Source organism: Sporosarcina sp. GTC18466 (assembly GCF_055389225.1).
In genome coordinates, this window is sequence record NZ_AP044037.1 from 430,331 (window position 1) to 444,554 (window position 14,224).

Annotated in this window: 9 protein-coding genes; 8 read left to right on the plus strand and 1 reads right to left on the minus strand. The window is 43.2% G+C overall.

All coding sequences use genetic code 11. From position 1 onward, the window contains the following. The first annotated feature begins 165 nt into the window (after positions 1–165). From parE to ACZ5FK_RS02195, 8 genes are all read left to right on the plus strand, one after another. The gene (parE, locus tag ACZ5FK_RS02160) at positions 166–2,109 is read left to right on the plus strand and encodes a DNA topoisomerase IV subunit B (RefSeq protein ID WP_464807341.1); all 1,944 of its coding nucleotides are present in this window, start codon (positions 166–168) and stop codon (positions 2,107–2,109) included. Further along, entirely contained in the window at positions 2,106–4,535 is a 2,430-nt protein-coding gene (gene parC, locus ACZ5FK_RS02165; protein WP_464806276.1) for a DNA topoisomerase IV subunit A, read from the plus strand. Before parE ends, parC begins: the two co-directional genes overlap by 4 nt. A 96-nt stretch (positions 4,536–4,631) precedes the next feature. Then, on the plus strand, positions 4,632–5,861 hold the full coding sequence (locus tag ACZ5FK_RS02170; protein WP_464806277.1) for an MFS transporter: 1,230 nt from the start codon (positions 4,632–4,634) through the stop codon (positions 5,859–5,861). A 243-nt stretch (positions 5,862–6,104) separates the two neighbouring features. Continuing rightward, entirely contained in the window at positions 6,105–6,764 is a 660-nt protein-coding gene (locus ACZ5FK_RS02175; protein WP_464806278.1) for a TnsA endonuclease N-terminal domain-containing protein, read from the plus strand. Continuing rightward, positions 6,745–8,655: a hypothetical protein gene (locus ACZ5FK_RS02180; protein ID WP_464806279.1), complete on the plus strand. Its 1,911-nt coding sequence runs from the start codon at positions 6,745–6,747 to the stop codon at positions 8,653–8,655. The genes ACZ5FK_RS02175 and ACZ5FK_RS02180 overlap by 20 nt, the downstream gene beginning before the upstream one ends. A 24-nt stretch (positions 8,656–8,679) precedes the next feature. Continuing rightward, a complete protein-coding gene (locus tag ACZ5FK_RS02185) occupies positions 8,680–9,684 on the plus strand; it encodes an ATP-binding protein (protein ID WP_464806280.1) in 1,005 nt (334 codons plus the stop codon). 539 nt (positions 9,685–10,223) lie between these two features. Then, positions 10,224–11,359, plus strand: a protein-coding gene (locus ACZ5FK_RS02190) for an IS3 family transposase (RefSeq protein WP_464805249.1) whose coding sequence is annotated in 2 segments (ribosomal slippage) — positions 10,224–10,509 and positions 10,509–11,359 — 1,137 coding nt in all. Because the reading frame shifts where the segments join, the coding sequence is not laid out codon by codon here. A 264-nt stretch (positions 11,360–11,623) separates the two neighbouring features. Further along, complete coding sequence (locus ACZ5FK_RS02195) at positions 11,624–12,538, plus strand: hypothetical protein (RefSeq protein ID WP_464806281.1); 915 nt, start codon at positions 11,624–11,626, stop codon at positions 12,536–12,538. Between the two features lie 460 nt (positions 12,539–12,998). Here the strand turns inward: ACZ5FK_RS02195 and ACZ5FK_RS02200 are convergent. Next, positions 12,999–14,137, minus strand: a protein-coding gene (locus tag ACZ5FK_RS02200) for an IS3 family transposase (protein ID WP_464805248.1) whose coding sequence is annotated in 2 segments (ribosomal slippage) — positions 12,999–13,912 and positions 13,912–14,137 — 1,140 coding nt in all. Because the reading frame shifts where the segments join, the coding sequence is not laid out codon by codon here. Between the last annotated feature and the right edge of the window lie 87 nt (positions 14,138–14,224).

Below are 14,224 nucleotides of genomic sequence, written 5' to 3' on the forward strand. Positions count from 1 at the left end.
ATTCTTCCATCATCCGATTGCATAAAGCCGGTTTGTTCTATACAATTAATGGGCGAGCTTACGGGAACGTTGATTTGACAAGCTTTCCGGGAAGCGATACGATAAGTAAAAAGAGAACATCCGTTTGATGGGGGTTGCAATTTGGCAAAGACAAAAGAAACGTATATGTATGACGACGATGCGATCAGCGTACTCGAAGGCTTAGACGCGGTCCGGAAACGTCCCGGCATGTATATCGGGTCGACGGATTCACGCGGTCTGCATCATCTCGTCTATGAAATTGTTGATAACGCGGTCGATGAAGCGCTTGCAGGCTTCGGACATGAAATTGACGTCACACTCCATAAGGACGGCAGCGTCAGTGTCCGCGACTACGGACGCGGCATGCCGACCGGGATGCATAAAATGGGAAAGCCGACAACGGAAGTCATCTTCACTGTCCTTCACGCCGGCGGTAAATTCGGCCAAGGCGGCTATAAGACGAGCGGCGGCTTGCATGGAGTCGGCGCTTCTGTCGTCAATGCGCTGTCCGAATGGCTGGAAGTGACCATTTTCAGGGACGGCAAGAAATTCCGCCAGCGGTTCGTGGACGGCGGAAAGCCTGCCACGACGCTCGAAGAGATCGGAACCACGAGAGAGAAAGGGACACTCATCCACTTCAAACCTGACCCGGAGATCTTCTCTACAATCAAATATCAGTACGATACCCTTGCGGAACGGCTGCGTGAATCTGCGTTCCTTCTGAAGGGGCTTAAAATAATTCTTTCAGAGGAAGAACCTGAAAAACAGGAAGTTTTTCATTATGAAACAGGCATCAAAGCGTTCGTATCATATCTCAATGAAGAAAAAGATGTCTTGCATGAAGTCGCTTATCTGGAAGGCGTTGCTGAAGGCATCGAAGTCGAATTCGCTTTCCAGTTCAGCGACGGCTATTCAGAGACAATCCTTTCATTTGTCAATAATGTCCGAACGAAAGACGGCGGGACACATGAAACAGGCGCTAAGACGGCAATGACGCGCGTCTTCAATGAGTATGCACGGAAGACCGGCCTCTTAAAGGATAAAGACAAGAATCTGGACGGTTCTGATGTCCGGGAAGGGATTGCTGCGGTCGTCTCCGTACGTATACCGGAGGAGATCCTTCAATTCGAGGGCCAGACAAAAGGCAAACTTGGGACGAGCGAAGCACGTACGGCGACTGACAGCATCATTTCCCAGCAGCTCTTGTACTTCCTGGAGGAGAACGCGGAGCTGAGCGCAAATCTGATCCGCAAAGCGGTCCGTGCCCAGCAGGCGAGGGAAGCCGCACGGAAAGCGCGGGAAGACGCGAGGACCGGAAAAAAACGCAAAAAATCCGATACGCTGCTTTCGGGCAAATTGACGCCTGCCCAGTCCCGGAACGCTTCGAAGAACGAACTGTACCTCGTAGAAGGTGATTCGGCCGGCGGTTCGGCAAAGCAAGGACGAGACCGGACGTTCCAGGCTATTTTGCCGCTTCGAGGAAAAGTCATCAATACCGAAAAGGCGAAGCTTGAGGACATCATGAAAAACGAGGAGATCAATACGATCATCCATGCAATCGGTGGCGGCGTCGGTGCTGACTTCAACATTGAAGATATCGCATACGATAAAGTGATCATCATGACGGATGCCGACACGGACGGCGCCCATATCCAGGTGCTCCTCCTTACGTTCTTCTACCGTTACATGAAGCCGCTGATCGAAGCGGGCCATGTATACATCGCCTTGCCGCCGCTCTACAAAGTGTCCAGGGGGACTGGCAAGAATGAGAAGATCGAGTATGCCTGGACAGAAAGTGATCTCGATTCGGCGATCAAGAAAGTCGGCAAAGGATATGTGCTTCAGCGTTATAAAGGTCTTGGTGAGATGAACGCCGACCAGCTGTGGGATACGACGATGAATCCTGAATCACGGACGCTCATCCGCGTCACGATCGAGGATGCGACGCAGAGCGAACGGCGCGTCACGACGCTCATGGGTGATAAAGTGGAGCCGCGCAGGCGCTGGATCGAAAGCAACGTCGATTTCGGCATGGAAGACGAAAGCATCTTGGAGAATGAATTTCTTCATGAGGGGGACTCTGAATGACAGCGACTGAACGTTTGCAAGACCTTCCGCTCGAGGAAGTGATCGGCGACCGTTTTGGACGGTACAGTAAATATATCATCCAGGACCGCGCGCTGCCGGATGCCCGAGACGGGCTTAAACCGGTGCAGCGGCGGATCTTATATGCAATGTTCCATGAAGGCAATACACATGATAAAGCATTCCGGAAATCAGCGAAAACGGTCGGTAACGTCATCGGCAACTATCATCCGCATGGCGATACGTCCGTGTACGATGCGATGGTCCGGATGAGCCAGGACTGGAAGCTGCGGCATCTCATGGTGGAAATGCATGGCAATAACGGCTCGGTCGACGGCGACCCGGCCGCCGCTATGCGGTATACAGAGGCCAGGCTCTCCGCGATCGCAGGAGAAATGCTCCGCGATATCGGAAAGCACACCGTGGATTTCATTCCGAACTTTGATGACACCGAACCGGAACCGACCGTGCTGCCTTCCCGGTTTCCGAACCTTCTGGTCAACGGATCGACAGGCATTTCGGCAGGTTATGCGACGGATATCCCGCCTCATGCGCTAAGCGAGGTAATCGATGCTGTCCTGATGCGCATGGACGATCCGGAAGTGGGCGTCGATCAGCTGATGACCGTCCTGAAAGGACCGGATTTCCCGACCGGGGGCATTATCCAGGGGACGGACGGCATCAAAACCGCTTATGAGACAGGCAAAGGAAGATTTGTCATCCGGGCGAAATACGAGATTGAACCTCTCAAGGCAGGTAAATCCCATATCGTCGTGACGGAGATTCCCTATGACGTCAATAAGGCGAATCTTGTAAAGAAGATTGATGAATTACGTATTGACCGCAAGCTGGACGGCATCGCGGATGTACGTGACGAATCCGACCGCACAGGACTGCGGATTGTCATTGAATTGAAGAAAGACATCGATGGGAATGCAATCATCCAATATCTTCTCAAAAACACGGATTTGCAGATCACCTATAACTTCAACATGGTTGCAATCGCGCAGCGGCGGCCGATGCTCATGTCGCTTCCGATGCTTCTGGATGCGTATATCGAACACCAGAAAGACGTTGTTACGCGCCGATCGGAATATGATATCCGAAAAGCGAAGGAACGGCTGCATATCGTAGAAGGGCTTATGAAGGCGCTCTCCATCCTCGATGAGGTGATTGCTGCGATCCGGGCATCAAAAGATAAACGGGATGCAAAAAATAACATCATCAAACAGTTCGGCTTCACAGAAGTGCAGGCGGAAGCGATCGTTTCCCTCCAGCTCTACCGCCTGACAAACACGGATATCACCGAGCTGCAGAAAGAGGATGCAGATCTGCGAAAGCGGATCGACCAGCTCGATGCCATTCTGAAGAGCGAACGTAAACTGATTTCAGTCATTAAGAAAGAGTTGCTCGAAATTCGCAAGCAGTTTGCAGAACCTCGCAGATCTGTCATAGAAGAAAAGATCGAGAGCATCAAGGTGGACCTTGATATTCTTGTTCCAAGTGAAGATGTTGTCGTCTCCGTCACAAAAGACGGATATGTAAAGCGGACGAGCATCCGTTCGTTCAGTGCATCAGGCGGCACCGGTCAAGACATGAAGGAATCGGATTACAGCCTGCTGGAGACGGTCATGAACACCCAGCATCACTTGCTGCTATTCACTTCTTTCGGCAACTATATGTACCAGCCGGTATATGAACTGCCCGACATCCGCTGGAAGGATCTTGGCCAGCACATATCGAGCATCATCTCGCTCGACCAAGGAGAGGAGATTGTCGCTGCAATCGGGGTTGATTCATTCGATTCAGAGGCCTCCATTTTGACAGTCACCTCAGGCGGCAATGTGAAGCAGTCAAAACTTGCTGATTTTAAAGTCCAGCGTTATTCCAGGGCTTTCAAAGGGATGAATGTGAAAAAAGGGGACCGGCTCCTGGATGCCAGGATCGTGGCGGGGACAGAAGATATCGTCCTTTTCACGAATCAGGCGTATGCGCTCCGCTTCTCGCTGGATGAAGTCGCCCCAACAGGCGTGCGGACAGCTGGCGTGAAAGGCATCAATTTGAAGGATGGAGACTATGTTGTATCGCTTGAAGTGCTTCAGGAAGGAGCTTCTTCCGTCGTCATCGCCACCCAGAGAGGCGCGGTGAAACGGATGTCGCTCATTGAGCTTGACCGGGCGGCAAGAGCACAGCGGGGTGTCGTCGTCATGAAGGAACTGAAAGCGAATCCGCACCGGATCATCGGAACGTCCCTTGACCAGGCGGGAAGCGGTCTGTATCTGCTCATGGAAGACGGTAAAAAGATTCCGCTCGAACTTGGCACGTTCCGATTAGTGGACCGGTATTCAAACGGCAGTTTTGTAGCTGATGAGAAAGTCGATGGGAAAGCGGCGGCCTTGCTTAAGGAACAAGCGGCTGAAGTGAAATAACAGGGGAGTCACGGGCATAAAGGCCCGTGACTTTTTAATTTATTTTGATTATACTAATTCGAGAATCGAAATAAATAACAGATAAGGGGAATGGGGATGTGGAGGAATCGAAATGTATGGATCATCCTGTCCGGAGAGATGATTGCTGGTCTTGGCCTGTGGACCGGCATCATTGGTAATCTTGAATTCATGCAGGAGAAGGTGCCTTCGGACTTTGTAAAGGCGCTAATTTTGTCGGTCGGCTTGCTTGCCGGTATTTTGGCAGGACCGCTGGCAGGGAAGATCATCGATCAATCGCGCAAGAAGACTGTTTTGATCTTTGCTGGGATCGGCAGGCTGCTAAGCGTCATTTTTATGCTGATAGCGCTGTCGACAGGGTCAGTCGCCTGGATGATCGTCTTTGTGGTAGGCATCCAGTTAGCGGCAACGTTCTATTTTCCGGCACTGCAATCCACCATTCCGCTGATCGTCAAGGAACGCGATCTGCTGACGATGAATGGGCTGCATATGAATGTCGCCACCATCGCACGAGTCGCCGGCACTGCGCTGGCAGGCGCAATGCTTGTCTATTGGTCGCTGTCTTCACTCTATATCATATCTATGGCAGCATACGGAGCGTTACTAGTGTTCACTTTGTTCCTCCAAGTGGATGAAGGGGAGGGAGGCGGCAGATTAAAACGGAAAGGGCAGGAGAAGAGCGGCTTCATGGATGTATTTCCAGTGCTGAAAGAATATCCGGCAGTCGGAATGACGCTAGTCATGACGCTGATACCGCTGTTATTCCTCGGATCATTCAATTTGATCGTCATCAATCTAAGTGAAATCCAGCAATCATCGTCGATCAAAGGACTGGTTTATACAAGTGAAGGGATTGCATTTATGCTCGGTTCCTTCGCAGTGAAATGGATTGCAAAACATTGGAAGACGTCTGTCATTTTATTTTTCTTTGCAACAGTCGTTGCCGTATCGGAGTTTATGCTGTTTTTCGCAGAAAATCTTTATTTGACGCTTAGTGCGTTTGCGTTGCTCGGATTTTCGCTCGGCTGCTTTTTTCCGACGGCAATGGTCATTTTCCAGAAACAGATGCCGAAAGAGTATCATGGACGGTTTTTCTCGTTCCGGAATATGCTTGAACGGATTGCATTCCAAGTCGTTTTGTTGTCAGCCGGGGCATTTTTGGATCTGATCGGCCTGCAGACGATGATGATCGGGTGCGGACTTATTAGTCTGACATTGACGGCCGTATTTTTCTTGCAGATGAGACGCCGGAAGATTTCACTTGAACAGCCGCAGCCAATTATAAAACCCGCAGCAGAAAGCATCTGACTTTTTGCTGCAGGTTTTCCCATGATGAGCCTGAAATGAAGTATCATAACAGGTTAAAATTTCTGTAAAAGGACATCAAAGTTCGGACTGATTTATCAGTTATGAAACCTTGCCAATATAGCATTTTTACAATTTTAGTCTTAACTTTGGTGTCCAGCTTTTTGGACACCAAAGTTAAGACTAACTGTTTCTTTGGACATCAAAGTTAAGACCTTTTATAGTAAATACTATGGAGGTGTACAAATGTATAAGCCTATTATACACAATGCGTCTACTAAATTTGGAAACAATAGATGGAAATCCTTTAGTATTAAAATGCAGAGAGAGGTATTTTTATTCAGTGATTTAGAATATGATAATTGGTTATTAACAGAGTGTAATCCCAATGTAATTAGCTTTTGCGAACAACCTTTTGAAATCAAGTTGCCGTTTAAATCGAGGATTCGATCATCTATCCCGGATATGTGGATTTTGTATGATAATGGTGATGAAGAAATTGTTGAAGTAAAATACAAGATTGATTTAGCCAAACCCAGGGTAATTGAACAAATAGGAATACAAAAAGAATGGTGCAAAGTAAACAAAATTAGACACAAGGTTTTAACAGATTGTCAAATTAGAGAAAGTGCAATTCTGCTCTCCAATTACAAATTTATCATTAAACTGCTAAAACACAAAGATAAAATTGATTTTGATATTCATGCAGGGCTGATTAAGCAGATTCAAGTGGACTCGCATATTGCGGTGTCTGAACTTTCTGGACAATTAAGGTTAGATGGACGTGTCACTTTAGAACATATAGCTTACCTCTTATTTAGAGGAGAAATATGTGCTGATTTATCGGAGAAACACTTCGGATCCAAAACGGAGGTGTGGTGTAAAGATGAAACAAGATCACGATAGATTTTCGAAAATGGATTATCACAACTTAACAATTTGGCCGACCGTCTTGGAGGATAATCTTCCCACCCTTAAAAGGGAGCTGTATAAGAGAAGAAAAGGCGCTGTTATTGCGTATTTTAAGAAGGAAAAAACTATTGATCAAATTTGTGAAGAGCACGGAATTAGAAAAGGTGAGTTATACAGATTACTCCATAGATGCCTGGAGACACATGAAGATGGACGACCCTTTGGTTATAGAGCACTAATTCCATATCAAAGGGTTAAAAATACATTAAACGCATCATTTGAAAAGCTATTAGATAAATACCCAAGTTTAAAAGAAAGTTTAGAAAATGATTTTTTGAATGTAGTGAAAAAGGGTGAATTGTATGAGAGAAATATTAGCTTCAAAAATATTCATAAACGATTTGTTAGGAATTGCCTTAAAGCCGGAATCGGATTAGACGAGTATCCATTGAACACAAAAACTAAAGCATTTAAATCGGTACAGCGATTCATTAACTCATTATCAGATAAACACTTTATAGCCGTAGCCGCAAGGTATGGTGATGAAGCAGCAATGCTTGCAAAGAATACTGGTGTTGGTTACTCGCAATATCAATCAACAACGGTAAATAGACCCTTTGAGCGAGTAGAGTTCGATGGCCATAAATTAGATATTTCATTGGCAGTAAAGTATAAAACACTTGAAGGGGATGAAATCATAGATACGATTAACCGGATCTGGATTTTATCAATCATTGATGTCGCTACACGTTGCATTTTAGGTTACCATTTATGCCTTCAAAAAGAATACTCCTCAGATGACGTTTTAATGTGCATACGGAATGCGATAAAACCATGGGAGCCGAGAAAATTAGCAATTCCTGATTTAAAATATCCGGCACACTCAGGTTTTCCATCGTCCGTGATTGAAGAAACCAAGTTTGGGATCTGGGATGAATTTTGTTATGACAATGCAAAAGCAAATATATCGAAAATCGTGCAAGACAAACTAAATAATTTTGTAGGATGCTCAATAAATATGGGACCTGTTGCGACGCCCATTCGCAGGCCCCATATTGAACGTTTTTTTAACACACTTGAAACGAATGGATTCCATAGAATTATTAGCACTACAGGCAATGCCCCCACCGACCCGCGTAGGAGAAAAAACACAGAGCAGCTTGCTGTTAAGTATCAAATCTCTGTAGAGCATATTGAAGACATTGTAGATGTTTTAATTGCCGAATACAACGCAACCCCACATAGTAGTCTGTCTGAACTAACTCCCTTACAAGTGATGCAGCAACGAATTGACAGAGGTATGTCTGTAAGTACATTAGCTGAAGATCAACGCGATGAATTCTTATTCTTTACAACTAAAATTAGCAGAGTTATAAGAGGTGATATTAAGGGAGGTAGACGTCCATTCGTCACCTATGAAGGTGTTAAATACACAAATGAAATTGTATCTAATATGCCAAGCCTAATCGGTAAGAAGGTAACATTACTGGTAAATGTTGACGATATAAGATTTATTAGAGTCCACTTAGAAAACGGAAGTGAGTTAGGCATATTATCAGCTGTAGGAAAGTGGGGCATTCATCCGCATAGTTTAAGGGAAAGGAAGGCTATCAATAAACTTAAAAACAGTGGCGAGGTTCATATTCCCCAAGGCGAGGATCCTATTGAAATTTATCATAATTATTTAAGGTCTAATGCAAACACGAAAAACGGGAGAAACAAGCTGGCCAGTTTTGAAAAAAACCAAAACAGCAAAAACAAAAGATATGATAGTTCATCTGAGCCAATCGAAGAAACTGTCATGAAGGAAACAAATGAAGAAGAAAATAACAAACATAAGACAAATAAACCCACTATCAAATTACGAAAAACATTACAATTCTAATACAATTGCAAAGAGGTGTTATCCATGCAAAATAACATTGATCCTTATGCAAAGCCGTTAGTAGAATTGAATACACACCCGATAGAAATTGGTGACTATTATTTAGCTACAAATGAAATTAATAAATTGTATACGTATGTTTCCAAATGGATTCGTAACAGAATACCCGGGTCCGTCATTTATGGCTATCCAAGAGTAGGCAAAACAAAGGCTGTTAGTTATGTGATCAAAATTTTACAAGAAGAATTGGGGAACGATTTCCCGATACATCATGTTTCATGTCGCACGAGAAAGAATCCAACTGAGAATTTTTTCTTTGAAGACCTCTTATTTGGCATCCGACATGATTTGGCTTTAATAGGTTCAAAACCAAATTTAAAGAGAAAACGGTTATTAAATGCATTAATCGAGCAAGCAGAAGTCGCAAATTCAAACAAAGTCATTCTATTTTTAGATGATGCACAAAACTTATTTGAATTAGAATATCGTTGGCTAATGGATTTGTATAATGATTTAGCATTGCAAAATATACATTTAATCACCTTTTTAGTCGGACAAATTGAGCTTATGTACCAAAGAACTGCGTACAGGGATAGCGGGAAATATCAATTGGTCGGTCGATTTATGTCACAGGATTATGAATTTAAAGGTCTAAAAGATGTCGATGATATTGAAATATGTCTATCAGGTTATGACAAATATTCGGAGTATCCTATCAAAAGTGGTTGGAGCTATACACGCTTTTACTTTCCAGAAGCATTTAGCAAAGGTTTTAGATTAGGACACCTTGCTCCTGACATTTGGGATACAATTCAATCCATAAGACGGAAAAATCATATTAAAAATAATTTGGATATTCCTATGCAGTATTTTGTTCTTTTTATAGAAAACATTTTGTTGCAGTATGGTTCAGGTACTGTAGATAAAGAATATGACATTCATCATATTAAAAAGGAACAAATGGAAGAAACCTTAATTGGAACTGGTTATGTCGAATGGGAAGCTCACGGAAGGAAATTCCAAGCATGATCCGGGAGAGGAAGTATTTTACAACGTGGCAAGTAAACTGGGTCCAACGGTATGAATCAACGTGGGGGATACTCGAAAAATTCAAATTCGCTAATGTTTTAAACGGAAATGAATTGATTAGTGTAACCGGAAACCACAAAGTTCAGCAGGGGAAAACTATAAGTAACGGTTTACGGGGATTAATTAACATGACAGCATTATGTGAGGTAAAGACTGCGAAATATATTGGATTTGACTTGCATGAATACAATAAAGAAAGTATTAAAGGAGCATTGCATGTCTTTCCCGATAAGGAACGCGTAGGATCCATGTTTTATCCCGTATTGTCATTTTGCGAGGTTTGTATGAAAGATGGATACCATAGTTTTTTTCATCAGATTAAACTTTACGATAGATGTGCTTTTCATCCGGAAGAAAAATTGAAGGTTAATTGCCCTTGCTGTCGTAAAATATTTAGGGACTATGGATAGGCTACACTTAGTTGGACAGAAAAATTAAGGTCTTGTAGAATACATCTAACAGAAACGGAGAGATCTACAATGACTGAAAAAAGACTGAGACGAACATATACGCAAGAGTTTAAAAAACAAATGGTTCAACTTTATGAAAATGGTAAATCGAGAGCAGATATTATACGTGAATACGATTTGACCGCATCAGCTTTCGATAAATGGGTGAAGCAGTCTACAACCACCGGCTCATTTAAGGAAAAAGATAACCGGACACCGGAAGAGAATGAGTTGCTTCAGCTCCGAAAAGAAAACCAGCAGCTACGGATGGAGAACGATATTTTAAAGCAAGCAGCGCTGATCATGGGACGAAAATAGATGTGATCCGCAATAACGCCCACCTCTATTCGGTATCAGCAATGTGCGACGTCCTCAATATTTCAAGAAGTACCTATTACGCCCGGATCCAGGCAGAAGCTCAAATGAAACTAGAAGAAGATGAACAAAAACTGGTGAAACTGATCCGTGAGATCTTCTTTACGAGCCGAAAGAACTTCGGTACTCGAAAGATTAAGGTTGAACTAAAAAAGAAAGGTCATATTGTCTCCAGAAGGCGGATTGGCCGGATCATGCACGAGGAAGGGCTTGTTTCAAATTACACGATCGCCCAATTCAAGCCGCATAAAAGCAAGTCTAATGAAGAAAAAGTGGAAAACGTTCTGAACCGGGAGTTTAACGGGCAAGAGGAACTGGCTGTCGTTGTCAGCGACCTTACCTACGTCCGGGTCGGCTACAGGTGGCATTATGTTTGTCTATTCACCGACCTTTTTAACCGGGAAATCATCGGCTATAGTGCCGGTCCACATAAGGATGCCCAGCTTGTCTATAAAGCCTTGTCACGTATTGATCGTCCGCTCAATTCCATTCAACTGTTCCACACCGACCGTGGGAGTGAATTTGACAATCAACTCATCAGCGAAGTGCTGGAAACATTCAACATCAAGCGATCGCTGAGTATGAAAGGATGCCCTTATGATAATGCGGTCGCTGAGGCAATGTTCAATGTGGTAAAGACGGAATTTATCAAGCAAATGCGTTTTGAAAGCCAGCAGCAATTGGATCTGGAACTTGATGATTATGTGAACTGGTACAACAATTTTCGCATACACGGCACCCTTGATTATCTGACGCCAACGGAATACCGTAAGGCGGCCATAGGGAGCTAAGCGGATATCGTGCAAGGGGCGTTGCGACTTTACAGTGAGGGGCAGGCATGATAGCCTTGGGGGCTTGGCCAGATACCTTTGAATCTGGCGTCCTGGCCGGAAAGTCATGCCTGCAGAGGCTCGCTGTCAAGTCGCAACATCAAATGGGCAAGGACCTTAAAACTTTTGTGCGGTTTAGTGTTGACAATCCACTATGATATCGGTAAAAGCGAGGAAGCCTTTTGCTGCCAACATTGCAAGAATTGTATAATTGGAGATAATACATTGCCAAAGATGAAGATCAAATGGGGAGAATGCAAAGTAATTAAAAATAAAGTTATTGGAAAGTGGTTGAAAATACAAGAAAAAGATGTGAATAAAAATGAATATTACTACCCGAAGGTACTATTAAAAGATTACCAATTGAGCAGTGGAGCACCAAATATTTATTCAAAGTTTCCTGAATTATTTAATCGTCTTTTCTTTGATTGTCAAGGAAATACAAAAAAAGAACACATTGTTAACATAAATTGTAATAATAACGAATTAAGATATCTTGACCCAGATGATAAATTTAAATGGAATTATTCCTATAAAAAAATATATCGGCAATTCATAAATGAACACGAAAAGAAACGCCCTTCGTATAGAGAAATCAACTTGAGTTTATATTTCGACTACTTTTTACAAACTAAAGCCATTTTTAAGTCCGCCGAAAGGTATATTTTAAATAAAAAAATCTTCAATCATAAGAATTGCATCAGAAATGATCTCCAGGATAACAAAACAAGTGATAATTGTATTTATTCAAAGGCTTTTATTGAATGGAAAAGTGAATGCTATGGCTTTGGCCTTGAAACTTGGCGAATAAATAGACCGTTGGGTTGGAGGACAAGAGAATTTCACCCTCATGAGTGGGTGAATGATTTTCAGTTTTATCCACGATACAAATGCTTAGAGCATCTTGAAGCCATACTTTGGCAGCTATCAAAGAACATGCAGGATTATCCATTCGGCATTATAACAAATATATCAAATATTATTTTGTACAATATTTTAATTGAGCGCTTTGATCATTATCTTGCTTTGTGCAAAGACCCCTCGTTTGCAAATCAGTATTGGATTCACGACGATAATATATCATTGTTTATTCTTATCATTCCAAACAATAATAAAGAAGGTCCTTTAATTTTATATTGACGAATGATCTACTAAAGCTCTGTAGGAGTTGGAAGATATTTAAATTGCATTTTACACTTCACCCAATTTAACTATTGAATAGTGTATACTTGTTTCATAAGTTAGAAAGCTTGGAATTGGTTAGTATGCCGCAAACGGGCCATTTAATTGAATTCAAATAACCCATGTGACTTTATTTACTTAACAGTATGGAAAGGGAGTGAGACTATGCAAACCTTAAACTTAATGAAATTAACCTTGGGAATTAAATTTTGGATCTATGTCAATATCCTGGACACAAAAATGTTAAGTCGTTGTCAGAGACGGCATCCATTCATGGATGGTCCTGTATCCAGCGAAACCAGTCAAGTGAAAGCCCGCACTTGACAGCTTTCGCTGGATACAGGAAGTACAGTCCATGGATGTCGTTCCTGAAAAATGTGTAGGTAGGTTGAATCGAAGACCTCATGACATCTAACGATCAAGCAGCTACCTGTCTGCACTGATCCTCGAGTTGCTGCGGCGTCAAGTAATCAATCGCCCCATGGATTCGTTTCCGGTTATACCAGGATTCAATGTACTGGAAGAGGGCAATTCGTGCTGCTTCAAAATCTAGATAAGTGGTTTGATAGATTTCTTCCTTCTTTAATGTGGCATGAAAAGACTCGATGCAGGCGTTGTCATACGGACAGCCTTTTCGACTGAAAGAGTGTTCCATTTTCGCTGCTTTTACTGCTTTTTGAAAGTCTTCGCTCGTATATTGGCTGCCTAAATCGGTATGAAGGATAAGTCCCTCTTCAGGCTGCTGGACATCAATTGCGTTGGCTAATGCTTGTAAGACGAGTTCTGTTGTCATGGATTTAGAAAAAGAATAACCTACGATTTTCTTCGTATGTAAATCCAATACAGAGGCCAGGTAGCACCAACCGTCTCTCAGTGTGTGGATATACGTAATATCGGCTACCCATTTTTCATTGATGGTCGTCGTTTTAAAATCTTGTTCTAATACATTGTCGCGTTCTTCTACTTGGCTGCCCGATGAAGCTGGACGGTATTTCTTCGTGATGACAGATCGGATTCCTTCTGTTTTCATAAGGCGCTGGACACGCTTTACGCTGACAGCGAAGCCTTCCTTTTTGAGAAGTTGATGAATTTTAGGCGCACCATAGCGGCCTTTACTCTCCGCATGTATGATTTTTATGCGTTCTAAAATCGCCTCGTTTTCCGTTTCATACGAGGATTTCACTTTATGGAATGATTGATAGTACGTACTTCTTGGCATGTCTAGCACGTCACACAAAACTTGAACAGGGTGGTTTTCTTTCTCCTGTTCGATATGGTCGATAATCTCTTGGTCGGTCACTTTTTCGCGAATATGGTCATAGCCTTTTTTAGAATGTCTACCTCCTGCTTGAGGCGTAGATTTTCCTTTTGGATCTCCGCAATTTCAGCGGGTGTCAAACCGTCTCCATTTTCAATTGGGGAGTGCGCTTTGATCCATTTGTAAATGGTCACTTCAGATACACCATATTCGCGGTTGAGATCACTCACAGGCGTGCCAGCTCTGTAGAGTTCGACGATTGTTTGTTTGAATTCGTGGTTGTAACGTTTTTGTTTCATTCCGGACACGTCCTCTCTATTGTTTAGGATAGAGACTTAACTAACTTGTGTCCATACATCTATACTAGCTCCATTTTTGCATCTAAC

Coding starts and splice junctions, on each gene's coding strand:
- parE (WP_464807341.1), top strand. CDS start 166: ATGTATGACGACGATGCGATCAGCGTACTCGAAGGCTTAGACGCGGTC.
- parC (WP_464806276.1), top strand. CDS start 2,106: ATGACAGCGACTGAACGTTTGCAAGACCTTCCGCTCGAGGAAGTGATC.
- ACZ5FK_RS02170 (WP_464806277.1), top strand. CDS start 4,632: ATGTGGAGGAATCGAAATGTATGGATCATCCTGTCCGGAGAGATGATT.
- ACZ5FK_RS02175 (WP_464806278.1), top strand. CDS start 6,105: ATGTATAAGCCTATTATACACAATGCGTCTACTAAATTTGGAAACAAT.
- ACZ5FK_RS02180 (WP_464806279.1), top strand. CDS start 6,745: ATGAAACAAGATCACGATAGATTTTCGAAAATGGATTATCACAACTTA.
- ACZ5FK_RS02185 (WP_464806280.1), top strand. CDS start 8,680: ATGCAAAATAACATTGATCCTTATGCAAAGCCGTTAGTAGAATTGAAT.